Genomic DNA, 25,052 nt, shown 5'->3' on the forward strand with positions numbered 1-25,052 from the left:
GCTCACGTCCCCCGGGTTTACGCCCCGCGTTCGTAGCCGATCAGCCAATGCAGGCCGTATCGGTCGATGACCTGTCCGTCCGATGCGCCCCACGGTTTGGGCGCCAACAGGTCAACGATCCGGCCGCCGTCGGCGAGCTTGTCGAACCACTCGTGCAGGAGCGGAGGTTCCGCGGCGCCGAGGAGGGAGAGCATGGCCCCTTCCATATGGACCGACTTTTCCCCGTTGGCGGCGTCGGAACCCATCAACGCCACGACGCCGTCGAGAACGCCGTGTGCGACGGCATCCGAAGGCCCGTCGTCGCGCCCGAAATCCGCGTAGGAGTGCAACGATAGTTCGCCTCCAAAGACGTCCGCGTAAAAGCTGAGGGCCTCGCGCGCCGTGCCAGGAAAGCTGAGGTAGAGCTGGGGTGCTGTCATGCGCACATCCTACTCATGCCCTTGGACCGCACCCGCTCCAGGGTGTGGGTTGTGAGTGAGGGTTGGGGTGAAGGGTCTGGGTTGTGAGTGAGGGTCAGCCCTCCGAACGCAGCTCCGGTTCCTTCTGCAGGCCGGTCAGTCCGTTCCAGGCTAGGTTGACCAAGTGTGCAGCTACAGCGCGCTTGTCGGGCTCGCGGCTGTCGAGCCACCACTGGCCGGTCATGGCAACCATTCCGACCAGCATCTGGGCGTACATGGCACCGTCGGCCGCGCTGAAACCGCGCCGCGCGAACTCGTCCGAGAGCAGGTGCTCCACGCGGGCGGTGACGTGGGAAAGCAGGGTGGAGAACGCGCCTTCGGGCTGCGAAGGCGGGGCGTCACGCATGAGGATCCGGAAGCCGTCAGTGCGGTCCTCGATGTAGCCAAGCAGGGCCAGGGCCGCGCGCTCCACCAGAACGCGGGGCTTGGCTTCGGTGCTGAGGGCCTCGGTGATGGAGTCCAGCAGGATCCGGAACTCGGTCTCCACGACCTGCCGGTACAGGCCTTCCTTGGAGCCGAAGTGTTCATAGATCACCGGCTTGGATACACCGGCCGATGCCGCGATTTCCTCGATGGTGGTGCCATCAAGGCCGCGTGCTGAGAACAGTGCCCGTCCGATGCCGATCAACTGTGACTTTCGCTGCTGGCCGGTCATTCTGACCCGTGCCGGCTGGCCGTTGGAAGCGTGGTCCAATGGGGCGGACGTGCCCTCGGGCCGGGAAAGTTCAGTGCGCTTGCTCACCTGACCATCATGCCGCAGATGCCATGTCGAGCGGGTGAAGGCAGCTTGCGATGGTGCGTCGCGAAGCGTTCGCCGGGGAGCCAAGTCGCGAAGCACGCAATGGTCATGGCAAACTAGTTTCTTGTGTGTGGAACCCGGTGCCCCGGGAGATCCTCCGGGCCGCTGGTCCGAAGGAGAGCCATGCACGGTCCGCTCTGGTGTAACGGCAGCACCCCGGCCTTTGGAGCCGTGGAGTATAGGTTCGAATCCTATGGGCGGAACGGTCGGAAAACGCGCTCCTTCTCTGTACCTGTGACGGCTCTAACGGTGCCTGGGTCCATTGATGGATGGCAGCAATCCGAAGCCGGGTTACCCGGGACATACAGAGCAAGGAGAGCCAGTACGTGAGCCCCGAAACCAACGGTCCCGCAGCGGTGATCGTCTTGGCCGCAGGCGCCGGAACGCGCATGAAGTCGCGCACTCCCAAGATCCTCCACGAAATCGGCGGCCGTTCAATGGTTGGCCACGCTCTGCTCGCAGCCCGCGCCATCAACCCCGCAAAGCTCGCGCTGGTTGTGCGCCACGAGCGCGACCGGGTGGCCGAGCATGTTTCGGCAATGGACCCCGAAGCCCTGATCGTCGACCAGGACGAGATCCCCGGCACCGGACGCGCGGTGGAAGTGGCTCTTAACGCGCTCGACGCCGAAGCCACCCTGACCGGCACAGTCGTGGTCACGTACGGCGATGTTCCCCTCCTGACCGGTGAGTTGCTGGCAGAACTGGTCGCGACCCACGAGTCCGAAGCCAACGCCGTCACAGTCCTGACCGCGGTCCTCGACGATGCCACCGGCTACGGCCGTATCCTCCGCGCCGAAGACGGCACTGTGACCGGCATCCGCGAACACAAGGACGCAAGCGAGGCCGAGCGCAGCATCCGCGAAGTCAATTCCGGTATCTACGCCTTCGACGCCGCTGTCCTGCGCAAGGCACTCGGAAGCGTTACTACCGACAACGCGCAGGGCGAGATGTACCTCACCGATGTCCTCGGATTGGCCCGCGATGCCGGAGGCCGGGTTGCCGCCGTTGTGACAGAAGACCGCTGGCAGGTTGAGGGCGCCAACGACCGCATCCAGCTTTCGGCGCTGGGCGCCGAGCACAACCGCCGCATCATTGAGGCCTGGATGCGCGCCGGCGTGACTGTGGTGGATCCCGCCACCACCTGGATCGATTCCACCGTCACCCTCGATGAGGACGTCCGCCTCCTGCCGAATACGCAACTGCACGGCTCCACCACGGTGGCGCGCGACGCCGTCGTCGGACCTGACACGACCCTCACCGACGTAAACGTCGGCGAAGGCGCGAAGGTGATCCGCACCCACGGATCCGGTTCAACGATCGGTGCGAAGGCGACCGTAGGTCCGTTCACCTATCTCCGCCCTGGCACGGTCCTGGGGGAGACGGGCAAGATCGGCGCGTTCTACGAGACCAAGAATGTGACCATCGGCCGGGGCTCGAAGCTTTCCCACCTGGGCTACGCCGGTGACGCCGAAATCGGCGAAGACACCAACATCGGTTGCGGCAACATCACTGCAAATTACGACGGCGAGAAGAAGCACCGCACGGTGATCGGCTCGGGCGTCCGCACAGGTTCGAACACGGTCTTCGTGGCGCCCGTCACCGTCGGCGACGGCGCCTACAGCGGCGCCGGGGCGGTAATCCGCAAGGACGTTCCCGCCGGAGCCCTTGCCGTCAGCCTCGCGGCCCAGCGCAACGCCGAAGGTTGGGTCATCGCCAACCGTCCGGGCAGCGGCTCCGCCAAGCTGGCCGAGGCAGCGCAAGGGCTGACCTCCACCTCCACGTCCCCACAATCCCCGGCAACCACAGAAGAAGGCAATCAGGCATGAGCGAAATTACCGCACACGGCGAGAAGAAACTGATTCTCGCCGCCGGAAGGGCGCATCCGGAGCTGGCGCAGGAAATCGCGAAGGAGCTGGAGACCGAGCTCCTGCCCATCGACGCCTACGACTTCGCCAACGGTGAGATCTACGTCCGTTCGGCCGAGAGCGTGCGAGGCACTGATGCCTTCGTCATCCAGGCCCACCCGGCACCGCTGAACAACTGGCTCATGGAGCAGTTGATCATGATCGATTCCCTCAAGCGCGCCTCTGCCAAGAGGATCACGGTCGTTTCCCCGTTCTACCCGTACTCCCGCCAGGACAAGAAGGGCCGCGGCCGAGAGCCCATCTCCGCCCGCCTGGTTGCCGACCTCTACAAGACCGCTGGCGCCGACCGCATCATGTCCGTCGACCTGCACACCTCGCAGATCCAGGGCTTCTTCGACGGTCCCGTCGACCACCTGATGGCCATCCCGCTGCTGGCTGACTACATCCGCACCAAGGTTGAAGCAGACAACATCACGGTGGTTTCCCCTGATACCGGACGTGTCCGCGTTGCCGAGCAGTGGGCCGAACGCCTGGGTGGCGCCCCGCTCGCGTTCGTGCACAAAAGCCGCGACCTCACGGTGCCTAACCAGGCGGTCTCCAAGACCGTTGTGGGCCAGGTCGAAGGCCGTACCTGCGTGCTGATCGACGACATGATCGACACCGGTGGAACCATCTCCGGCGCGGTTCAGGTCCTGAAAAACGCCGGTGCCAAGGACGTCATCATCGCCTGCACCCACGCTGTCTTCTCCGACCCCGCAGCGCAGCGCCTCGCTGACTCCGGCGCCCGCGAAGTCGTTGTCACCAACACCCTGCCGATCCCGGCGGAGAAGCGCTTCCCGTCGCTCACCGTGTTGTCGATCGCGCCTTTGATTGCGCGCGCCATCCGCGAAGTGTTCGACGACGGTTCGGTCACCAGCCTGTTCGACGGCAAGGCCTGACTCCATCTGAGCTGAGTTGAAACGGGCCATCCGCCGCCTTCGGGCGCGTGGGTGGCCCGTTTTTGCACTCGTTTTCGCCGAATACAGGCAGCGCTGCTAGACTCTTGGGGATACCTTGGCGAGGGAGAGCACATCCGGTCCGCGTTTCGTGGACAGGGTTGCGGGTCTCCGTTATCGACTGGGTCTGCATCTCCTTCAACACAGGCGGAATGGCTGCAACGCGGCCGTCCTCAGCCGGGCGTCGAAGGTCTCCAGACCTCCGCCCTTGCTGATAGACCAGCCCGGTTACCCACTGGGCGCCACAGTAATCAAGGAGTACACATGTCTGAGCAGAAGCTCACCGCAGAACTGCGCACCGAATTCGGCAAGGGCTACGCCCGCCGTGCACGCATGGCCGGCCAGATCCCGGCTGTCATCTACGGCCACGGCGCAGAGCCGCTGCACGTCAACCTGCCCGCCAAGGCCACCACGCTGGCTGTCCGCGTTTCGAACGCCCTCCTGGCAATCGACGTCGACGGCGAGCAGCACCTGACGCTGGTCAAGGACATCCAGCGCGATCCCGTAAAGCAGATCATCGAGCACGTTGACCTCCAGACCGTCAAGGCCGGCGAGAAGGTCACCGTTGACGTTGCCATCCACGTGACCGGCGAAGTTGCTCCGGGTGCTGTCGCGTCCCTCGAAGCCACCACCATCTCCCTGGAGGCCGAGGCAACCCACGTTCCCACCGCCGTCGAGGTTGACATTGAAGGCCGCAAGGCCGGCGAGAACGTCCACGCTTCGGACCTCGTCCTGCCGAAGGGTTCCACCCTGCTCGCCGACGCCGAGACCCTGGTTGTCCGCGTTGCCGAGGAAGCCGCAGCTGAAGAAGCCGAGGAGTCCGGGGAAGCAGCTGCAGAGTAGTCACTGACTGCTTGAGGCTGATGCCTTTGAAGTGGCCGGGTCCCGTGGGGTCCGGCCACTTTCCTTTTCCATGGCGCCCCTGTCGGCGCTGCGTCGCACAACGTTTCCTAGGATGAGAGCATGACTGACACCTGGCTGATTGTCGGCCTCGGCAACCCTGGCAGTGAGTACAGCAACAACAGGCACAATGTGGGCCAGATGGTGCTGGATGAACTGGCCTCCCGCATGGGTGGGAAATTCAAGGCCCACAGGACGCGTGCCCAGGTAGTGGAAGGCCGCCTCGGTCTTGGTGGCCCGCGCGTGGTGCTCGCCAAACCGATGACCTACATGAACGTCTCCGGCGGTCCCGTGGCAGGGCTGTGCAAGTTCTTCGACATTGCCGCCGATCATGTGATTGCCGTCCATGATGAGATCGACATCCCTTTTAACACAGTCAAGCTAAAAATCGGTGGTGGAGAGGGTGGCCACAACGGCCTCCGCGACATCTCCAAAGCGTTGGCAACCAAGGACTATTTGCGGGTCCGGGTAGGCGTGGGAAGGCCCCCGGGACGAATGGATACCGCTGATTTTGTGTTGCGGGACTTCGCCACAGCAGAGAAGAAGGAACTTCCATTCCTCCTGGACGAAGCCGCAGACGCCGTCGAATTGCTGATTGGCGAAGGCCTGCTCGCGGCCCAACAGAAGCACCACCCCGCAAAAGCTTGAGCAAACCTTGAGTAAAGCCTGATCAAAGACTGACGGCTTGGGGCAGCTTTAGGCCTACACACTGTCGGCGCCCGAAGGTAGTGTGCATGGTACGCAGATGAGCGGTGGGGGACTATCGCGATTGTGTTAGCTAAGGATGCAGATGTCGGCGGAGTTGCTAAACAGGAGCGGTGGAGGCGCAGCGAGGGCTGCGGCTCCCGATCTCGTGGGCGGACCAAGTGACCGCCAGACCTGGTCACTGCTGGCGCGGAGCCATGATCTGTCCAAGGCCGTCAAATGTCTTGACTCGCCGGAGTCTTATGGAGTGATCCTCACGGGTGAGCGGGGGATCGGCAAATCCGGCATGGCACGGGCCGTGGTGTCGTCCCTCGGGCCCAAGGTCCACAGCCTGCAGCTCCGCAACACGGTAGCGAATGGCCAAACCCCTTACGGGTGCCTCGGTTTCCTGTTGGCCCGTTTGCCCTCGGAGGCTGTCGGTTCTCCCACTGGCATCCTCCATGCCGTAACCAGCCTGATCAGGGCCGAAGCTGCTGGGCGGGAAACCGTCTTCATCCTGGACAACGCTGGAGGCATGGATCCCATGAGCACCGGCGTTCTGCTTAACCTGATGGCCACGGGTACCGCCAAGGTGGTGGCTACAGTCCAGCGCGCCAGTGATCTTCCGGCAGATTTCCACCGGATGGTCCTGGACGGTGAACTGGGCGAGGTACACCTGAACACGCTCAGCGAGGAACAGACCAAGCAGGTGCTGGGCTCAGTCCTGGGCCACTATGTCTCAACAACCCTGGCGGGTTCGCTGCATGCGGCCGTTGGGGGAAACCCCATGCTGTTGCATGCGCTCCTGGAGGAGCAGCGCCACAGGGGCAACCTGGTCCTTAACGACTCCGTGTGGACCCTCCGTGACCGGATCACCCTCGAGGGCGCCACGGTGGTGGAGGACTTCGTCCGGTCCAGACTGGCGCGCGAACCGCAGGCCAGCAGGACGGTGGTGGAAGTCCTGGCATGCGCGCAGCGCGCCACGTTGGTAAAACTCGCAGCCATCTTCGGGACACAGGTCCTGGTGGAGATGGAGGAATCCGGCCTGCTCACGGTGGAGCGGGAGGCAGAGCATTGGGTGCGCCTCCGGGACTCCTATGTAGGCGAAGTGGTCCGCAGTTGGCTCAGTACGCGCCGCATGAAGGAACTCCGGGTCATGCTGCACGGTTCCGAAGAGCCTGAACCCAGCAGTCTGGCACCGCAGGACCTGTTGAGCTACGCCGCCTGGATGCACGCCTGCCAGGATGAGCCGCAGCCGTCGCCGGCGTTGGCTCTTGCCGCCGGACTGGCTGCCTTCGACGACTATGATCCCAACTTCGCCATCCAATGCACCGTCTCGTTGAACCCCGGGGACGCCGAATGGGTGCGCGGGCAGCGGCTCAAAGCCGCTGCCTACCTCATGCTTGACCTGCCGCTGCATGCCGCCCAGGCGTTGGACGAGATATCCGAGGAACACATCGCCGGACTGGATCCGCTGGAGTTCGCGGAGGTCACGGCCGCCCAATGCCAGGCCATGACCTGGATCGACGGCCGGTCAGCCTTGGTCCCCGGCGTCCTTGCCGAGGCCTTCGAGAGGCTGGAGACCATGGCCTCCGGCTATCCTTCGACAACGATGACCAAGGCCCGGAACCGGCTGCAGTTGTGCAACTACGAGTACAAGACCTTCATGGGCGAGTACGCGTCCATGGTTGAGGACCTCGAAAAGGAGCTGGCCAAGGATTTCGCGGAGGACCGTGAGCATTGGCTCCGCTCATCCTTCTTCCTGATTGAGGCCCGCTGCATCCTGGGCCGCGAGATGGAGGCCCAGCAGCTTGCCCGCAGCGTCTCGCGGCATTTGGCGGATTCGGACAGGCCGGCGCAGTTGGAGGAAGCTTTCGCGCGGCATGCGTTCCTGGTTCTTTTGTTGTCGGGCCAGTGGCGCAAGTGCATTGAGTTGATGAGGCGTACCCCTTCAAGGCCCTCCCGCCTCCAGTACCGGGGTGCGCTCACTGAGCTCGGCGTCGGCCTGGCGTATGCCTACGCAGGCAAGCCCGCCAGTGCCATCGAACCCCTGCGCTCCGCCGTTGCCCAGTTGGAGCTCCGGCCCGCCATGAACATGAACAAAGTGGCCTACGCCGCCACCGCCTTCGCGTACGCCCAGCTTGGCAATTTCGTCGAGGCCGGCCGCTACCTGGACCTGTACAGGACCTGCAGGGGAACGGGAATGTACTTCTCCGAATCGGTGGCGGTGTTCTGCGCCGAGATGGCAGGCAGGTGGATGGGTGACCCCGATGTGAAGGAGCGGTTGCTTGAGCGCGTGCACGACGACATCGAGGAGCAGCGCTTCACGACGGCGGGTATCTGCCTTTTCGGGGCCACCGTGGAAGGCACTGATGAGGAGTACCGGCTGCTTGAGGACATTGCCGGCCGCCGCCAGGGACCGCTGGCCAAGATCTCCGGGGACCTCGCGCGTGGCTCCTTGAACAAGAGTTCCCGCAGCTTGTTGGAAGCCGCCGATGCCGCCGCGTCCCTTGATCTGCTTGTGGTGGAGGCGCGTTGCGTGGCCATGGCTTTGGACTTTGCCCGGGATGCCGGCGAGACCACGACAGCCCGGACGGCCCAGCTGAGGTTGGAACGCCTGGAGCATTCCGTGTCCGCGCTTCCCATCCAGCCGCGCTCCGACGCGCCGGTATTGACCGAGCGGGAGCGCCAGATTGCTAAACTCGCGGGAAAGGGTGTCAGCAACCGCGAAATCGCGATGGATATTGGGGTGTCTGTGCGGACTGTAGAAGGCCATTTGTACCAAGTGTTCACCAAGCTCGGTGTGTCGTCTCGGGGCGAGCTTAATGGGCTCCTATGAGTTAGGGCGGGCGGCATCCACATTCTGCGTGCAGGCTGCCCATGCAGGCTGAGTACCTTGTAGGCCGGGACACCGATCTTGAACTGGCCTTGGAGATATTGCGTCAGGAAGGCGCCGGGGCCGTACTTGTTGTGGCGGACGCCGGCATTGGCAAGACTGCCTTTGCTGACGAGCTTGCAGCCGGCCTGGCCTCGGAAATGGTGGTGATGCGGATCCACGGGAGCCCTGCACTCTCTGCCGTGCCCTTTGGAGTCCTGGCACCCTACTTGCTGGATTTACCCGTGGAGCAGGCCACATCTCCGGTAGCGATCCTCCGCGAATTCTGGTCGCAGTTCGAGAAGCGGCGCGGCGGCGAAGGTGCGCGCCTCTTGCTCGTGGTCGATGACGCGCACGACCTCGACGAAGGCAGCACCCAGATCCTTGCCGAACTGGTCACCGCCGGGTGGGCGCGCCTGGTGGCCACCAGCAGGCCCAGGCCCGGTCTGCCGTCAGCGTTGCTTCAACTCTGGTACGACGGTCTTGCCGAGCGTCTGGAGCTTCATCCCCTGGACAAGGGCACATCTACCGAACTGGTGGAAAAGACGTTGGGTGGGACCGTCATGCCAAGTGCGGCAGACGTGCTGCACGCCCTCTCCGAAGGCAACCCGCTCCTGCTGCGTTGCCTGCTTGACGACTCACGGACCGACGGGATCCTGGTACGGCGCAACGGGGTCTGGCTCCTGACAGGTGAGCCTTCCGGAAGCGGTGAAAACCTGGCCGAAGTTGTCAGAAACAGGGTCCTGCGGACCAGCGAGGCCGAGCGGGAGGCGATGTTTGTCATAGCTTTGTCCGAACCCGTCCCTGCCGCTTTGCTGGACGCGGAGGTGGGCAGGGACACCGTTCGTTCCTTGATGGACAACAGGTTGGTCGTCCCCACGAACGGTGCCGGCAGTCCGCTGAAAATGTGGCATCCCATGTACAGTGAGGCGCTGCGCCAGATCGTCTCACCCGCCCGCAGCCTCCAGATCCGGCAACGGATGGTCCAGCACCTTGCCTCCGAATCCACCACCGCTGAGGGTCTGCTCCGGACGGTGAGCTGGGCGCTGGACTGCGGTGCCGACGTCGATGACCAACTGCTGCTGCGGGCGGCGTTCCTGGCCGTCAAGCTCCTCCAGAACCCGTTGGCGCTTGCAGCGGCGGGCAAGGTCCGCTCCGAGGCGCTGCGCCCGCGCGCCCGCGCGGTGATGGCGATGGTCAGCTATAACGACGGCGACTACAACAGTGCCGTGCGCCTGCTGGAGGAGGGCAACGGGTTCCTTGATGCCGATCCGCTGGGACCGACAGGTGCGGGCCTTCTATGGGCGGCCGCCCGCTCGGCGCGAGGCGATTCGGCATCGGATATCGCCTCCGGTGCCCGGACGGCAGCCAAATCGCTGACCGATGGGTCTGGGCCCTCTGACGCCGCGGCCATGCAGGTCAAACGGCACGCCTGGACGTTGGAGTTGGCCGCGCTGGCCCATGAGGGCCGCTACAGCGAACTGCGCGATGGCCTGGATTCCTTTGCTGAAGAGCTGGGGACGGATGAACCCGACAGTGCCATGAACCGGATCTTCCTGCTGGCCATGCAGTGCGAGCTCCTCACTGTTGAAGGTCAACCGGGGCAGGCGCTTGAAGCAGGCCGCGAAGCCCTGGTCCTGCTGGACGAACATGGCGGGAATCTGCTGTACTTCGCCGACTTTGTCCTGGTCCGCTATGCCCTGGCGGCCCTGGAAGCAGGGGACTGGGGTGCAGCCGATGCCGCCCTTGACCGGTACGCCGCCAGCTCGACCATGGGGCTGATCACCTTCGGTGGAGACATCCAGACACTAAAGGCCCTGGCCCTGTTGCGTCAGGGCCGCACGGACCAGGCCATGGCAATGCTGACTCCGGCAGTGGAGGCCCTCCGGGTGAAGGACCCCCAGCTGCTCAGGAGCCTCGGGCACGCCTTGGCGCTCTATGCGGCAGCCAAATCCGGCAACACACAGCTCGCGCAGCGATTGGCAAGCGAAGAGGTCCCCGGCAGGGGCAACAGTTACGTTGAGGCCCTCGCCGGGCTTTTCGCACTGGCCGGCAATGAGCTGCTCAGCAAGGGATCCGGACTGCAGAAACTGCGGGAGCTGCCTGAAGCCGGGGGCCTGCACGCGTTGCCGGGCTTGCTCCTGCAAAACCTCGTCTTGAGGACGGAGCTCGGCGACGCCAGGGCCACCGAGTCCATCGAAGAAACCGCCTCCCTGATGACAGGGGCCTGGGCGGCTGGATGGCATTCGTTGGCCGCAGCCCAACTCAGCGGCGCCGGACAAGGCTTCGTGAACGCGGGAAACTTGATGTCGGCGGCAGGGATGCCGGGCCCGGCAGCGGCTGCGTTCGACAAAGCGGCTGCGACTTTCGACGCGGAAGGCAAACGCCCCGAAGCCCGCCAGGCGGCCGTCATGCGGGACGTGAGCGAAGCGAGCATGGGCGACTCCGTGGTCCGCGATCCGCACACTGACTCCGACCACTCGGTACCATTGACCCGCCGAGAGCAAGACATCGTCGCGCTGGCTGTTTCGGGCCTCACCGACCGCCAAATAGCGGAGAAGCTGATGGTTTCGGTCCGAACCGTCGAGGGGCATTTGTACCGCAGCTACGCGAAGCTGGGTATCCGTCGTCGTGAAGATCTTGGCGCCGCTGTCCGTCGCTGACGCTGTGCCGGTTTGAGTACCCCGAAACGCCCTCTGGCATCCTTGCGCCTGAATCCAACCGGATTTAACCAATCACTGGAGTAATTGCTATGTGTTTCGTGTCGGAACCAAGTAGTGCCTCCTGCGGGTACTGAGTACAACACAGTATCGGGCGGTAAAAAGCCTCCAAGTAATCGAGTACCGATTACTGGTGTTTGCCTTTTGCGCCCCCGGCAATATTGATCTTGGAAGAACGGTTCAGCCCCAAGCATCACCGGGATTCCAAAAGTCGCATCAATCGCATCGGTGGTCTCTTCAGCCGATGCCCCGGCCACCGGAAGGTGGTCCGGCCCTGAACGAAGCCGGCGGCGACAGAGTCTTCTGAGACCGAGACTCTCCCCCCAGCCGCCGCCGGCTTCTAGGCCAGGGAAACCGCGAATCGCGCAAACACAAACTTCCCGGACATGGGACTGCTGCAATTGGAGTGTGCATGCTGCCGGACCCTTGGCTGGTCGAAGATACCGTCACAGCCAGGCTGGGATCCCCGCAGCTTCCCGACAGGGCCCGATTGTTGGAGCTGGTTCTTTCCACGGTACGTTCCCCCTCCACCAGCGGCATCGTCGTTGCAGGGGAAAGGGGGTCCGGGAAAAGCCACTTGCTGCTCTCGCTCAAGGCCGGTCTCCCCCAAACCATGGATGTCCGCACCTTCGCCGGCAGCCTTGATGCCACCCAGTACGGGGTCTTGGCCCAGGGGGTTCCCGGCGCCACAGTGCCGGGAACCGGAATGAGCGCCACTGCGGCGACCAGCTACTTATCGGCACCCGGCCCCGCTGCGGCGATAAGTGACGGCCCGTTGCCCGGACTCGACGTCCTTCGTGCCCTCACCAACACGCTGGGGCCGGCCAGCTACCACTACGTGGCGCCGGCCTTGCGCCGCCGCGGCAAACGGCACGAGCTATCCTCCAAACCCCAGCTGGTTCTCCTGGTGGACGACATCCACTACGTCGACCCCGCGTCCTTGGGGGTTCTGCTGCAGCTCATTCCCGGATTCGGTGCCAAACTCGTAGCCACCGCTGACAGCCGTCGCCCATTGCCCCAGGACCTCTATCAACTTTGGGAAGACGGCTTCATGGAGCAGTACCTCCTGCCGCCGTTCACTCTCAGGGAAGCGCATGCGGTGTGCGTGGGCCTTCTAGACGGGAATGTCCAGCAACGGGCCAGCAGCCTGCTTGCGGCGATGAGTGGTTTCAATGTGGCTGTCCTGTGCCTCGCCGTGGAGGACGCACGGAGCGCCGGGCTCCTGGTGCGCCGGGACGGCTATTGGACGATTGACACGCGCGCGCACTGCCACTGGCCGCGCGTTGTGGAGCACGTCCAGGGCGACAACGAAGTCCGCCCTGCCGAGGAGCGGCTCGCCCTGGAGCTGGTCGCCCTGGCAGCGCCCGTGGCCTTCGAGACCCTGGAACGCCACTGCGGACAGAAGGCCGTGGAGAACCTGCTGGCGGAGCGTCACATCAAGCTGATGCCTGGCTGGCGTCCAATGGTCCGCATGGGCTCATGGTTGTGGGGTGAAGCTACCAGGCTGGCTGTGCCACGGTCCCGTAGCCTTGCCCTCCACCAACAAATCGGGGAACCCGGCCTCACCCGCGAGACAGCGCCGAGCATGCTGCGGTGGATGACCTGGACCCTGGACTGCGGGCTCGACCTCGCCGATGAGCTTCTCCTGGCCGCCGCGCCGGTCGCGGACCGCCCCTCCTCCGCTGAACTGGTGCTCAAAGCGGCAGCTGCGGTCAAGGGGCAGGACCACGTGGAACAAGCCGGAATGATCAGGGCGAGGGCTTTGATTGCCGAAGGCCGGATTGCCGAAGCCACGCCGGTCCTCCGGCGCTTGGCGGTGGCAGGAACAGACGCGGTGAAGCTCGACGCCGGTCATCGGCTGATGGCATTGGAGCTGCTGGGTGCGGTGCGTGGTGATGCGCCTGCAGGGGACGGCGCGGACGACCCCGCCGCGCGGATCGCGCGGCATGTACGCGATGCCGAACGGCTGCTCCTGTCCGGTGCGGCGTCCCAGGCGCTGGTGAGCTCCACCCAGGCCATGGACGCCGTGGGCAACGATCCGTCCATGGAGACGTTCCGCGCCGGTGTGCTTCTCAGGCACGTAATCTGCTTGCGCTACAACCTTGGCTGGAACGCCATGGGTCCGCTCCTGGACTATCCGTCCTACGACGTACCGAGGCACGTGGCCGAGTGCGCGGAAGTAGCGCGGGCTTATGTCCAGCTCAATCAAGGCTTCGCAGAGGCCGCGCGCGTCACCCTGGAGGCGGTACTGGCGGAACTGTCCGACGCCGGCCTGCCGCCGGTGCGCTCCGTGGCCCAAGCCCTGCTGGCCTACTGCGAAGCGGTGTGCGGCAACCCTGGAGCGGCTTTGGCCAGGGCCAAACGAAGTATCCGCCAAGGTAACAGGGCTTCCGCCGACCCGACTACCGACGGCCTGCTGCCTTGGCTCAGTACCCTCTACATCGCCGCAGCACGGGACGTTGCCTCAGGCACAGCGACGCATCTACCGGCGCTGGCGGGGCAGTTCCATGGCCAGGGCAAGGTGTTGCTCGAAGCCGAGGCTCTCTCCCTCCTGGCGCTCAACGCAAGCAGCACCGCCGTCGTGGACGATGCCGTGCTGAGCCGCCTGGCAGCGGCAACTACCGCCGTCGAGGGTGCTGGTGGGGCGGCCCTGCGGGTTTTTGCCGGGGCCTTGCTGGAGGCTTCGCCGAGGGCATTGGAAGCGGCGGGGCGCTCGCTGTCCGCCGACCGGCAGTTCGCCCACGCCGCCCTTTGCTACGCCAAGGCAGCCTTGGGGTACCGGGCCCGCTCTCGCACAGCGGCCGCCCGCAGGTCGGACGCCCTGGCTGAGCGGCTTCGCAGCGTCCTGGACGGCGGGACTGTGCAGCCGCTGGGATGGCTCCCTGGGCGGCCAGGAGCCTGACGTGCTGAACGGCACACCGCCCGATCGTGCCCTGCGTGGGATAATGGGGAGTCCCTGAAGGATTTTCCAAGGAGCGCCCCTTGACTGCCGTATCAACTCCCGTCTCGTTGCAACAGTCCGTGCATGCCATGGACAACGCGGAGGTGTTGCGGATCCGGAACGACTTCCCGGTGCTGGATCAGCTGGTCAACGGAAAGCCCCTGATCTACCTCGACTCCGGCGCCACCTCGCAAAATCCGCTCAGCGTCATCGAAGCCGAGCAGGAATTCTACGAACAACGCAACGCTGCCGTGCACCGCGGAGCGCACCACCTGGCCGTCGAAGCGACCGAGGCGTTCGAGGACGCCCGGCAGACCGTGGCGGACTTCATCGGCGCCCGGTATGAAGAAACCGTGTGGACCTCCAACGCCACCGAGGGCCTGAACCTCATCAGCTACGCCATGTCCAACGCAGCCTTGTGGGCAGCGCAGGGCCGCGGCAACTCCGGCTTGAAGGACCTGGCCATCGGGCCCGGCGACGAGATCGTGGTCACCGAAATGGAACACCACGCCAACCTCATTCCGTGGCAGGAGCTCGCGTTCCGCACCGGTGCCACGCTGAAGTACATCCCCATCACCGACGACGGTGCCCTGCGCCTCGATGCCGCAGCGGAGATCATTGGGAGCCGGACCCGGCTTGTAGCCTTCACGCAGGCTTCGAACGTCCTGGGCACCATCAATCCCGTGGCCGAACTCGTCGCCATGGCACGCCGCGTAGGCGCGCTGGTGGTGCTGGATGCCTGCCAGTCGGTTCCCCACATGGCCGTTGACGTGAAGAAACTCGATGTCGACTTTGCGGTGTTCTCCGGCCACAAGATGCTTGCCCCTACCGGCGTCGGCGTGCTCTACGGCAAGCAGGAGCTTCTTGATGTCCTGCCGCCGTTCCTGACCGGTGGTTCCATGATCACCACAGTCACCATGGAACGCGCCGAGTACCTGCCCGCGCCCCAGCGCTTCGAGGCCGGAACACAGCGCATCTCCCAGGCCGTGGCGCTCGCAACCGCCGTGAACTACTTGTCCGAAACCGGAATCGACCGCATCCACGCCTGGGAAGCGACGTTGGGCCAGCGCCTGGTCAAGGGCCTTGAAAGCATTGAGGGCATCCGTGTTGTTGGTCCGGCGTCAGGTGCTGAGCGGATCGGCTTGGCAGCGTTCGACGTCGCCGGTGTCCACGCGCACGACGTCGGGCAGTTCCTTGACGACCGCGGCATCGCGGTCCGGGTCGGCCACCACTGCGCCCAGCCGCTCCACCGCCGCCTCGGCCTGACGGCCACCACCCGGGCGAGCACCTACCTTTACAACACCACGGACGACGTCGATGCCTTCCTCGATGCCGTCTCCGGAGTACGGGCCTACTTCCAGGCCTGACCACAACGACTTTTTTGAAGAAACGGGCGTCGGCACCATGAGTCTTGACCAGCTGTACCAGCAGATCATCCTTGACCACTCCAAGCAGCGGCACGGCAGCGGCCTCGCCGGAACTGAGGCACCGTCAGGAGCCGCTACCGGCCAATCGCACCAGTTGAACCCGGTCTGCGGGGACGAGGTAACCCTGCGGTTGGCCGTCGCCGACGGGACCGTGAAACAAATCAGCTGGGATGGTGCGGGCTGTTCCATCTCCATGGCTTCGGCTTCCGTGCTGAGCGAGCTGGGGGAGGGCATGTCCGTTACGGAACTGCACTCCGTGATCGAGAACTTCCGCGAGGTCCTGCGTTCACGCGGGAAGGTACAGGCTGATCCGGAGATCCTGGGCGATGCCGCTGCCTTTGAGGGGGTTGCCCGTTACGCGGCCCGCGTCAAGTGCGCCATGATCTCCTGGGTCGCCGCTGAGGACGCACTCAACCAGGCGACCACAAGCCAAGTACCCCAGGCCTAGGCGCGCGAGAAGACGTCAGGCACGCCGTCGCCGTCGTCGTCCCGTTCTTCATCGGACTGCACCTGCCGGTACCGCCGGTTGCGGGCCCTAAGTACGACGGCGGCCAGCAGCGCCGAAATCAGGGAACCTGCCAGGATGGCCACTTTGGCGTGGTCGTTGTGGGCCGAGCCGGCGCCGAAGCTCAGCTCGCCAATCAGCAGCGATACCGTGAAACCGATGCCTGCCAGGAGGGCGAGGCCGAAAAGGTCGATCCAGGCGATGCTCGAATCCAGGCTCGCGCGGGTGGTCTTGGTGACCAGGAACGTCGTTCCGAAGACACCGACAGCCTTGCCCACCACAAGGGCTGCAACAATGCCCAGGGCCACGGGGTCCGTGAGCGCCGCGCCCATTCCTTGCAGGCCGCCCAAGGCCACGCCGGCTGAGAAGAACGCGAAGACAGGCACAGCGAACCCCGCTGAGAAGGGGCGGAGCCGGTGTTCGAAGTGCTCGGCCAAACCCTCGGCCGGTTCGCCTTTCTTCCCGCTCGCGAAGACCGGCACGGCAAAACCGAGCAGGACGCCCGCCACCGTGGCGTGGATGCCGGAGGCGTGGACGAACCCCCAGGTTGCCAAGGCCAGCGGCACCAGGAGATACCAGCTGCGGATCCGCTTTTGCACCAGGAACGTGAACAGGGCGAGCGGTACGGCGGCGGCCAGCAACATGATCGGCTGGAGTCCGGTGGAATAGAAAAAGGCGATGATGCCGATCGCGATGAGGTCATCCACCACGGCGAGTGTGAGCAGGAACGTCCGGAGTGCAGCGGGCAGGTGCGTGTTGATGACCGCCAGTACTGCCAGGGCGAAGGCAATGTCCGTGGCCGTGGGGATGGCCCAACCCTTGAGGGTTTCAGGTGATCCGAGGTTGAACAGGACGAAGATCAGCGCCGGGACTGCGACTCCGCCGATCGCGGCCGCCACCGGGACTACTGCCCGGGCAGGTTTGCGGAGCTCCCCGGCCACGAATTCGCGCTTGAGTTCCAGGCCGGCCAGGAAGAAGAAGACTGCGAGCAGGCCGTCGGATGCCCAGTGGCCGAGGCTGAGCTCAAGGTGCCAGGGTTCGTAACCGAGCTTGAGGTCGCGGAGGGCGAAGTAGCCGGCTGCCGCGGGGGAGTTGGCCCAGATGAGGGCAACGACTGTGGCTGCCAGAAGGAGCGCGCCGCCAACGGTTTCGGTGCGGAGGATCGAGAGGATCCGGCGGTACTCGGGGTAGCTGGAGCGGGAGAAGACGGGTGGTGAGTGCTGGGCCATGGGGTTCCTTGCCTGGTTCGGGGTATCACTAAGACTCCGCCGACCAGACTTCCCGGCACACCACTGTCCATCCTACCCAACTAGGGGACAGTAAACGCTCCAATGAGGGCTTGTCATGTCTCAGGACCTTGTAGACACTTCATGTCTCAGGACTTCGTAGACAGTTGGTGTCTCATGACTGTGTAGACAGTTCGTCCTGGTGTGTGGGGTTCCGGGGTTTGAGTTGTGGGTAGGTGGTTCTTTTCTTGCGGGCGCCTCGGGGGTCGGCGGCGACTCCCGAGGGTTTACCGTTGCCGACGTACCGGGTTCCTTGCGGTGGCCGGGGGTGAGTGATGATCTCGGTGCCTTGTGCTCCGAAGAACATGATGTCGGCGTCGTCGTAGAGGACGTGCACGATGGTGCCGATGTGTTCTTTGCCTAGCTTGAAATGGGTTCCGAGGATCGTCACGGATCCGTTTCGGTTCACTGTTCGTTGCGCGCTCTGCCGTTCCCGGCAGGGTGAAACGGGTGCAGGGGTGAGCGGTGGGGGTGTTTTGGGTGTGGCGTTCCATGCTTCGATTGGTGTCATTCCTGCTGGCAGGCCCTGATGTTCGCGTTCGTTGTTGTAATACAGGTCGAAGGCGTCCACTTGGGCCTGAAGTGCGGTCATGGTGGACGCCGGTGGCTGCCGGTGCAGGTATCGGTGCAAGGTCTGATGGAAGCGTTCGTTCTTGCCTTGGGTGGTGGGTTTGTAGGGTTTGCCCGTGATCGGTTCGACACCCAGGGCTTTGAGGAACTCCACCAGAGCCCCGGAGCGCCCGCGACGGGTGGGATTCAGTGCCGTGCCGTTGTCAGAGAGGAATCTCTGTGGCGTTCCGTGGCGGTCGATCGCCTGCGTGACGACGGCGATAGCGGCAGCACTGGTTTCCCCGGTCGCGACCAAGGACGCCAGGGCCAGACGCGAATGGTCATCTATGAGTTGGAAGATCGCCACTTTCTTACCGCCGGCGAGCTGCCACTCGGTCGAGTCGATCTGCCAGCACGCGTTCGGTTGCGGATAGACGAAGCGTTTGTACGCGCTCCGTGGCTTCTTCCGAGGCTCGGGCACGACCATTCCGGCCCGGACAAAGATCCTGGCCACGGTGGCTCGCGACGGCGGCTTCAGACCCATCCTGGAGAGCTTGGCGATGACGGAGAGCGGGCCGTGATCGAGGCCCCTGTCCTGGAGGTCTGCTCGAGTATCGAGCAGCAGCTCGATCATGGCCGGCTCCGTGACAGTGGGCATGGTCTTCGGGACCGTGGGTTTCTTCTCCAGCGCTTTCACTGGCCCGACCTCCGAAGCGGCCGCCCGGACCCGGTAAAACCAGGCCCGGGAGACATTGTGCTTCCTGCAGAACGCTGTAACCGCGCCCCTGGGCGAATCCTCGGACCACGTTGCCACAGCATGCCGGATCTTGATGTCGGGCTGGGATTTACTCATGGACAGCAGCAAACCCGCCCGACAAATGTCCACGATGTCCTGAGACAGAGTGTCTACGAAGTCATGAGACAGAACTGTCCATTAAGTCATGAGACTCCACAGCTCCAATGAGGGCTCATTAATGCGTTTACTGTCCCGCAGTTGGGTGAAACTCAGGCGACGAGGCCCGCGATTCCAATGACCGCCGTCGCGAGTCCCAGCACCATGGAGATGGTAACCAGAACGACGTGGACCGTCAGGAACTTGGTGGCCCTGCCTGCGGCGTCGCGGGCCCGGGGGTCCTTCATGACGCGCTTGAGGAACTGCGGCCACACGGCCAGCGACCAGATGCCGGCCCCGATCAGGATGACCGCAAGGATCGCGGGAATCTGCATGCTAGTGGCTTTCGAGCCAGGCCTGGGCCTGCTGCGACTGGATGCCCAGGGCCTTGCCCACCATGGGCTCGGCAGCGTCCGCGATCTTTCCGCCCAGGAACGGAACCGAAGACGTCACGTTGCCTTCGAGCTCGATGCGGGTGCTGCCGCCCTCAGCGACGAGGCGCTGGACGGCGGTGACATCCAGCGGGGCGCCGGCGATCTTCAGGGCGATCTTGCTGGCGCGTGAACCGTCGGCAGAGGGGGCTTCCCACTCCTCGGTCTGCGTTACCTTCAGGGTTTCGCCAACGAACTTGCGGGCGATCTCCGGCAGGCGGGTGGTGGGCAGCGTGCGGACCGTGGTGGTGGTGAAGGCACCGGCGGTATCGCCGTCGACGGCGAACGATTCCAATGAGCCGCCCACGTATTCGCTCGTGTGGCGCAGGAAATCCTCGTCGACAAAGACGGCCGCTACGCGGTCAACGCTGTGGGGCAGGGTGGTGGATGCACTCAGGGCCATGGGTCCTCCGTGGATGGTGGTGGTGAAGCTTTTTAGCTCCCAACATCCTACGGGGTCCGGGCGGACTCACTGGAACGCGCTTCGTCCTGGAGCTCTGTTGCAGCCGCTGAGATGTTGCGGGCCATCGAGGGAAAGATGAACCCGTGGAACGGGTACACGCCCAACCAGTAGAGCCGGCCAGCCAAGCCTCGCGGGAAGAAAATGGCGCGTTGCTTATAGAGGCTCCCGTCGCCGTCGGGCTCCACAGCCAACTCCAGCCAGGCGCCGCCGGGAGCGCGCATTTCGGCCCGCAGCCGCAGCAAGTGGCCTCGGTCGATGGCTTCGACCCGCCACCAGTCCACAACCTCGCCCGTGTTCAGCGTCTTCGGGTGGCGGCGGCCCCGCAAGAGTCCCGCTCCGCCCTGCAGCTTGTCCAGCCAACCGCGCACCTTCCAGGCCAAGGGCATCGAGTACCAGCCGTTCTTGCCGCCGATGCCCTCGATGATGGCCCACACGTGTTCCGGCTTGGCTTCGCTGTGGAAGGTCCTCTCGTCCAGGAACACTTTGTAGCCGGCCCAGTCGGGGTCACTGGGCAGGGGATCGGCGTCGATGCCCGCATTGGCCCAGGTCGTCTCCACCTGGCCGTCCCGTTCCTTGCCCAGCGCCAGGGCGACGGCGCGGCGGTAGGGGGTCAGGCCGCCGTCGGGCTGCTTGATGTAACGGTCGACGTCGTGCTCCCGCGACACGGCGTCATGCTGCAGTGACTGAACCAGCGGCAGGGACATGGACAACGGGATGGGCGTGACCAGAGCGACCCACAAGCCAGCCAGCTTGGGTGCGGGGACGGGAAGAGCGATGACCAGCCGTCGGGGGAGCCCGCGTTCGAGCGCGTATTCGTTCATCATCTCCTTGTACTTAAGGACGTCCCGGGAACCGATGTCGAAGCTCCTGTTGAGGCCTGCGGGAAGGGTTGCAGCAGCCACCAGATAATGCAGCACGTCCCTTACCGCGATGGCTTCGATCCGGTTATTAACCCAGCTCGGCGCGGGCATGACCGGGAGCGTGTCCGCCAGGTGCCGGATCATCTCGAAGGACGCTGAGCCCGAACCGATCACCACTCCGGCCTGGAACACAATCGAGTCCACTGCCGACTCCAGGAACACCTTGCCCACGGTCTCGCGGGAGCGCATGTGCGTGGAAAGTTGCGTGTTCTCCGGGTGCAGTCCGCCGAGGTAGACGATCCTGTCGACGCCGGCCTCCGTCGCTGCCTTGGCGACCAAGCGGGCCATGGCTTCTTCCTTGGATTCGAAGCCACTGCCTGAGGCCATGGAATGAACCAGGTAGTACAGGACGTCCACGCCCTGGAGCGCCTCGGTGAGGCCGTCGGCGTCGGACAGGCTGTTTTCAATGATCTCGACGTCGTCATGCCACGGCACGTCGGCGATCTTTTGGGGCGTACGGACCAGGACTTTCACGCGATGACCGGCTTCAAGGAGGCGCGGGACCAGCCGGCCACCGATATAACCTGTGGCGCCGGTCACCAGCACCGTCTTGGTGTCGTGCGGGGTGTTGGAATGCGAAGCTTGCGAAGGCTGCAAAGGAACTCCTGGGGCTGGGGTGGAGGTAGGCTGGAATGACCCGGCATTCTTCTGAATTTCCGGGCATTTGTGTTGCCTGCCCTTGGACCCACCCTAGGAGTTTCTGCCATGAGCCTCAACGGTCTGCGCCGCGCACTGGCGGAGGACAAGACTTTTGCGCGCGTTCGTACAGAGGCGCAGCGGCCCTTCAGCGACCGGAACACCGACTACCAGATCAGCGCCCCGACCGGCATGCGGGCCGTCCTGATCGCCGAAATGGCAGATGCCCTGGCCGATGCCGCTGCCGATGGTGGCGGCGCGCCGGTGGTCCTCGCTGTCACCGCGACGGGCAGGGAAGCCGAGGACCTCACAGCCGCCCTGTGCTCCTATCTCCCCGCGGACTCCGTTGATGCTTTCCCGAGCTGGGAAACCCTCCCGCACGAACGGCTTTCGCCGCGCTCCGACACCGTGGGCCGGCGGCTTTCCGTGCTGCGCCGCCTGACCCACCCGGAAACCTCGACGGCGGCCCCGTTGCGCGTTGTGGTGGCTCCCGTTCGCGCCGTGGTCCAGCCCATTGTGGACGGCTTGGGCGATCTGGTGCCGGTGACGTTGCAGGTGGGGCAGGAGCGGTCCTTCAGCGAGGTCGTGCGCGCCCTGTCCGATGCCGCCTACGCCCGCGTGGACATGGTGACCCATCGTGGTGAATTCGCCGTCCGCGGTGGCATCCTTGACGTCTTCCCGCCCACCGAGGACCACCCCATCCGTGTGGAGTTCTTTGGCGACGAGGTGGATCAGATGCGCTGGTTCGCCGTAGCCGACCAGCGTTCCCTGACCGCTCCAGGGATCCACCACCCCACGGAACTGCACGCCCCTCCGTGCCGGGAAATCCTCATCACCCCCTCCGTGATGTCCCGCGCCGCCAAGCTGAAGGCCGACATGCCCGCCGCAGCAGACATGCTGGAGAAGATCGCCGGTGGCATCGCTGTTGAGGGCATGGAATCCCTGGCCCCCGTGCTGGTTGATGCCATGGTCCCGTTCGTGGACCAGCTCCCTGCCGGATCGCTCTCGGTTGTCATCGAGCCCGAGAAGGTACGCACCCGTGCGCACGACCTCGCGGCCACCAATGAAGAGTTTCTGGAAGCGGCCTGGTCAACAGCGTCTGACGGCGGTGCGGCGCCACTGGATCTGTCGTCCCAGGCTTCAACAGACCTGCATGCCGCCAGTTTCCGCTCGCTGACGGATACCCGCTCCGCTGCGCTGGAACACGGCGTTTCGTGGTGGTCCATCACCTCCCTTGCCTCGGACGAGGACCTTGTCCTGGACATTGACGTCCTCAACATGCGTGCCCGCGAACCCCGCGGCTACCAGGGCGACGTCGCTGAAATGCTCGAGTTCATCGGCTCCCGCGTCCGCGATCATTGGCGCGTGGTAGTGGTGACCGATGGCCCCGGTCCCGCCCAGCGGCTGGCCGAGCTGTTCCACGACGCAGAGATTCCGTGTTCCCGCGTTGAGTCCCTGGATGAGGAACCCCAACCGGGCATCATCGAGGTGACCACTGCCGCCGTCGGCCGTGGCTTTGTCCTGGACGGACTCAAACTGGGGCTGTTGACGGAGGCGGACCTCCTGGGACGGGCCTCGGCCAGTTCCACGAAGGACATGCGGCGTATGCCCTCCAAGCGGCGCAACGCCGTTGATCCGTTGCAGCTGCACGCCGGGGACTTCGTGGTTCACGAGCAGCACGGCATCGGCAGGTTCGTGGAGCTCATCCAGCGCAAGGTGACCGGGACGTCGTCGTCCGATGCCGGACTGCGCGAGTACCTGGTGCTCGAGTATGCACCGTCCAAGCGCGGCGCCCCGGGAGACCGTCTCTTCGTGCCCACGGACCAGTTGGACCAAGTGACCCGCTACGTCGGTGGGGACACACCCGCTTTGAGTAAGATGGGCGGCGCGGACTGGGCCAGCACCAAGTCCAAGGCCCGCAAAGCCGTCAAGGAAATCGCCGGCGAGTTGATCCGTCTGTACTCGGCCCGCATGGCATCCCGCGGGCACGCCTTCGCCCCGGACACCCCCTGGCAGCGCGAGCTGGAGGAAGCCTTCCCGTACGTGGAGACGCCCGATCAGCTGACCACCATCAACGAGGTCAAAGCCGACATGGAACGCGAGATCCCCATGGACCGGCTGGTCTCCGGCGATGTGGGCTACGGCAAGACCGAGATCGCTGTCCGGGCTGCGTTCAAGGCAGTCCAGGATGGCAAGCAGGTAGCCGTTCTTGTGCCCACCACGCTGTTGGCCCAGCAGCACTACGAAACCTTCACCGAACGTTTCTCCGGGTTCCCGCTGCGCGTGAAGCCGCTGTCCCGTTTCCAGACGTCCAAGGAGGCCAAGGAGACTGCCGAAGGCGTCAAGAGTGGCGCCGTGGACGTCGTGATCGGAACGCACCGGCTATTGTCCAAGGACTTTGAGTTCAAGGACCTTGGCCTGGTCATTGTGGACGAGGAACAGCGCTTCGGCGTCGAACACAAGGAAGCGCTCAAGAAGATGCGCACCAACGTCGACGTCCTGGCCATGAGCGCCACGCCGATCCCGCGAACCCTGGAAATGTCGCTCACCGGCATCCGGGAAACCTCAACGCTGGCCACACCACCTGAAGAACGACACCCTGTGCTGACGTACGTGGGCCCCTTCACCAACAAGCAGACCTCGGCAGCGATCCGCCGCGAGCTCATGCGCGAGGGCCAGGTGTTCTTCGTCCACAACCGCGTGTCCTCGATCGAGCGCATCGCTGCCCAGATCCGGGAGCTTGTCCCTGAAGCGCGGGTGGAGGTGGCGCACGGGCAGATGTCCGAGAGCCGCCTGGAGAAGATCATTGTGGACTTCTGGGAGAAGCGCTTCGACGTCCTGGTCTGCACCACCATCATTGAGACCGGCCTGGACATTTCCAATGCCAACACTTTGATCGTGGACGGAGCAGACAAGTACGGCCTCTCGCAGTTGCACCAGCTCCGTGGCCGTGTTGGCCGTGGCCGCGAACGTGCCTACGCCTACTTCCTTTACCCCTCGGAAAAGCCCCTGGGCGAGGTGGCTTTGGAGCGCCTCAAGGCAGTGGCAGCGCACAATGAGCTCGGTGCGGGCATGCAGCTGGCCATGAAGGACCTTGAAATCCGTGGCGCGGGCAACCTGCTGGGCGGAGAGCAGTCAGGCCATATCCAAGGCGTCGGCTTCGACCTTTACATCCGGCTGGTGGGCGAGGCTGTGGCCGAGTACCGCGGTGAGGCGGAGGAGAAGGCTGCCGAGATGAAGATCGAGCTGCCCGTCAACGCCCATCTTCCGCACGACTACGTGCCGGGGGAGAGGCTGCGCCTGGAGGCCTACCGCAAGCTCGCCGCCGCCATCACCTACGAGGCGATCGACGAAGTCCTCGCAGAACTCGTGGACCGCTACGGTGAGCCGCCGCTCCCTGCCCAGAACCTCATTGCCGTGGCCCGCTTCCGGGTCGGTGCCCGCGAAGCCGGCCTGTCCGACGTCGCGCTCCAAGGCAACTTCATCCGCTTCTCGCCGGCGCAACTGCCCGAATCCAAAACCATGCGCCTGAACCGCATGTACCCGGGCTCGCAGGTCAAGCCTGCCCTGGACGCCGTGCTGATTCCCAAGCCCAAGACCGCCAGGATCGGCGGACGCGATCTCCAGGATGCCGAAATCCTGCAATGGGCCAACAACGTCATTGAAGCGATTTTCGCCGATGTGCCTGTAAAGGCAGGCTAAGCGA

General features: G+C 64.6%; 17 protein-coding genes and 1 tRNA gene. 11 read left to right on the forward strand and 7 right to left on the reverse strand.

Annotated features, from left to right (window positions below; all coding sequences use genetic code 11):
• Positions 1-17: 17 nt before the first annotated feature.
• Complete coding sequence (locus N5P29_RS06755) at positions 18-419, reverse strand: VOC family protein (protein WP_262277854.1); 402 nt, start codon at positions 417-419, stop codon at positions 18-20.
• Positions 420-513: 94 nt separating this feature from the next.
• Complete coding sequence (locus tag N5P29_RS06760) at positions 514-1,113, reverse strand: TetR/AcrR family transcriptional regulator (RefSeq protein WP_144662034.1); 600 nt, start codon at positions 1,111-1,113, stop codon at positions 514-516.
• A gap of 275 nt (positions 1,114-1,388) precedes the next feature.
• Between N5P29_RS06760 and N5P29_RS06765 the strand changes: the two genes are divergently transcribed.
• From N5P29_RS06765 to sufU, 10 genes are all read left to right on the forward strand, one after another.
• A tRNA-Gln gene (locus N5P29_RS06765) sits at positions 1,389-1,460 on the forward strand.
• A 123-nt stretch (positions 1,461-1,583) separates the two neighbouring features.
• Positions 1,584-3,083, forward strand: a complete 1,500-nt coding sequence (glmU, locus tag N5P29_RS06770) for a bifunctional UDP-N-acetylglucosamine diphosphorylase/glucosamine-1-phosphate N-acetyltransferase GlmU (RefSeq protein ID WP_262277855.1) — start codon at positions 1,584-1,586, stop codon at positions 3,081-3,083.
• On the forward strand, positions 3,080-4,060 hold the full coding sequence (locus N5P29_RS06775) for a ribose-phosphate diphosphokinase (RefSeq protein WP_011774071.1): 981 nt from the start codon (positions 3,080-3,082) through the stop codon (positions 4,058-4,060). The genes glmU and N5P29_RS06775 overlap by 4 nt, the downstream gene beginning before the upstream one ends.
• Before the next feature lie 321 nt (positions 4,061-4,381).
• Complete coding sequence (locus N5P29_RS06780; protein WP_262277856.1) at positions 4,382-4,960, forward strand: 50S ribosomal protein L25/general stress protein Ctc; 579 nt, start codon at positions 4,382-4,384, stop codon at positions 4,958-4,960.
• A 120-nt stretch (positions 4,961-5,080) separates the two neighbouring features.
• On the forward strand, positions 5,081-5,665 hold the full coding sequence (gene pth, locus N5P29_RS06785; RefSeq protein ID WP_262277857.1) for an aminoacyl-tRNA hydrolase: 585 nt from the start codon (positions 5,081-5,083) through the stop codon (positions 5,663-5,665).
• A gap of 142 nt (positions 5,666-5,807) precedes the next feature.
• Complete coding sequence (locus tag N5P29_RS06790) at positions 5,808-8,540, forward strand: helix-turn-helix transcriptional regulator (RefSeq protein WP_262277858.1); 2,733 nt, start codon at positions 5,808-5,810, stop codon at positions 8,538-8,540.
• A 41-nt stretch (positions 8,541-8,581) separates the two neighbouring features.
• Positions 8,582-11,239, forward strand: coding sequence for an AAA family ATPase (locus N5P29_RS06795; RefSeq protein ID WP_262277859.1), 2,658 nt, complete (start codon positions 8,582-8,584; stop codon positions 11,237-11,239).
• A 469-nt stretch (positions 11,240-11,708) separates the two neighbouring features.
• A complete protein-coding gene (locus N5P29_RS06800; protein WP_262277860.1) occupies positions 11,709-14,198 on the forward strand; it encodes an AAA family ATPase in 2,490 nt (829 codons plus the stop codon).
• A gap of 80 nt (positions 14,199-14,278) precedes the next feature.
• Positions 14,279-15,604 (forward strand): aminotransferase class V-fold PLP-dependent enzyme, encoded by a 1,326-nt coding sequence (locus tag N5P29_RS06805; RefSeq protein WP_262277861.1) that lies wholly within the window; start codon positions 14,279-14,281, stop codon positions 15,602-15,604.
• A 37-nt stretch (positions 15,605-15,641) separates the two neighbouring features.
• Positions 15,642-16,112 (forward strand): Fe-S cluster assembly sulfur transfer protein SufU, encoded by a 471-nt coding sequence (sufU, locus tag N5P29_RS06810; RefSeq protein ID WP_262277862.1) that lies wholly within the window; start codon positions 15,642-15,644, stop codon positions 16,110-16,112.
• Here sufU and nhaA read toward each other — a convergent pair.
• The 5 genes from nhaA to N5P29_RS06835 all read right to left on the reverse strand — a co-directional run bounded on the left by nhaA (position 16,109) and on the right by N5P29_RS06835 (position 21,307).
• On the reverse strand, positions 16,109-17,398 hold the full coding sequence (nhaA, locus tag N5P29_RS06815) for a Na+/H+ antiporter NhaA (protein ID WP_262277863.1): 1,290 nt from the start codon (positions 17,396-17,398) through the stop codon (positions 16,109-16,111). The genes sufU and nhaA overlap by 4 nt on opposite strands.
• Positions 17,399-17,570: 172 nt before the next feature.
• Positions 17,571-18,857: a DDE-type integrase/transposase/recombinase gene (locus N5P29_RS06820; RefSeq protein WP_262277864.1), complete on the reverse strand. Its 1,287-nt coding sequence runs from the start codon at positions 18,855-18,857 to the stop codon at positions 17,571-17,573.
• A 152-nt stretch (positions 18,858-19,009) separates the two neighbouring features.
• The gene (locus N5P29_RS06825) at positions 19,010-19,231 is read right to left on the reverse strand and encodes an SCO4848 family membrane protein (protein ID WP_262277865.1); all 222 of its coding nucleotides are present in this window, start codon (positions 19,229-19,231) and stop codon (positions 19,010-19,012) included.
• Between the two features lies 1 nt (position 19,232).
• Complete coding sequence (locus N5P29_RS06830; RefSeq protein ID WP_262277866.1) at positions 19,233-19,730, reverse strand: DUF2505 domain-containing protein; 498 nt, start codon at positions 19,728-19,730, stop codon at positions 19,233-19,235.
• Positions 19,731-19,777: 47 nt separating this feature from the next.
• Complete coding sequence (locus N5P29_RS06835) at positions 19,778-21,307, reverse strand: SDR family oxidoreductase (protein WP_262277867.1); 1,530 nt, start codon at positions 21,305-21,307, stop codon at positions 19,778-19,780.
• Positions 21,308-21,415: 108 nt separating this feature from the next.
• Here N5P29_RS06835 and mfd point away from each other — a divergent pair, with 108 nt between their 5' ends.
• A complete protein-coding gene (gene mfd, locus N5P29_RS06840; protein ID WP_262277868.1) occupies positions 21,416-25,048 on the forward strand; it encodes a transcription-repair coupling factor in 3,633 nt (1,210 codons plus the stop codon).
• Positions 25,049-25,052: the final 4 nt, after the last annotated feature.

Source organism: Paenarthrobacter sp. JL.01a (genome assembly GCF_025452095.1).
Taxonomy (GTDB): domain Bacteria; phylum Actinomycetota; class Actinomycetes; order Actinomycetales; family Micrococcaceae; genus Arthrobacter.

What these genes read in the sequence shown, in the direction of transcription:
- N5P29_RS06775 (WP_011774071.1), top strand. Translation starts at nt 3,080, where the DNA reads ATGAGCGAAATTACCGCACACGGCGAGAAGAAACTGATTCTCGCCGCC.
- N5P29_RS06755 (WP_262277854.1), bottom strand. Translation starts at nt 419, where the DNA reads ATGACAGCACCCCAGCTCTACCTCAGCTTTCCTGGCACGGCGCGCGAG.
- nhaA (WP_262277863.1), bottom strand. Translation starts at nt 17,398, where the DNA reads ATGGCCCAGCACTCACCACCCGTCTTCTCCCGCTCCAGCTACCCCGAG.
- sufU (WP_262277862.1), top strand. Translation starts at nt 15,642, where the DNA reads ATGAGTCTTGACCAGCTGTACCAGCAGATCATCCTTGACCACTCCAAG.
- N5P29_RS06825 (WP_262277865.1), bottom strand. Translation starts at nt 19,231, where the DNA reads ATGCAGATTCCCGCGATCCTTGCGGTCATCCTGATCGGGGCCGGCATC.
- N5P29_RS06780 (WP_262277856.1), top strand. Translation starts at nt 4,382, where the DNA reads ATGTCTGAGCAGAAGCTCACCGCAGAACTGCGCACCGAATTCGGCAAG.
- N5P29_RS06820 (WP_262277864.1), bottom strand. Translation starts at nt 18,857, where the DNA reads ATGAGTAAATCCCAGCCCGACATCAAGATCCGGCATGCTGTGGCAACG.
- N5P29_RS06800 (WP_262277860.1), top strand. Translation starts at nt 11,709, where the DNA reads ATGCTGCCGGACCCTTGGCTGGTCGAAGATACCGTCACAGCCAGGCTG.
- N5P29_RS06795 (WP_262277859.1), top strand. Translation starts at nt 8,582, where the DNA reads ATGCAGGCTGAGTACCTTGTAGGCCGGGACACCGATCTTGAACTGGCC.
- N5P29_RS06760 (WP_144662034.1), bottom strand. Translation starts at nt 1,113, where the DNA reads ATGACCGGCCAGCAGCGAAAGTCACAGTTGATCGGCATCGGACGGGCA.
- N5P29_RS06790 (WP_262277858.1), top strand. Translation starts at nt 5,808, where the DNA reads ATGTCGGCGGAGTTGCTAAACAGGAGCGGTGGAGGCGCAGCGAGGGCT.
- N5P29_RS06830 (WP_262277866.1), bottom strand. Translation starts at nt 19,730, where the DNA reads ATGGCCCTGAGTGCATCCACCACCCTGCCCCACAGCGTTGACCGCGTA.
- pth (WP_262277857.1), top strand. Translation starts at nt 5,081, where the DNA reads ATGACTGACACCTGGCTGATTGTCGGCCTCGGCAACCCTGGCAGTGAG.
- mfd (WP_262277868.1), top strand. Translation starts at nt 21,416, where the DNA reads ATGAGCCTCAACGGTCTGCGCCGCGCACTGGCGGAGGACAAGACTTTT.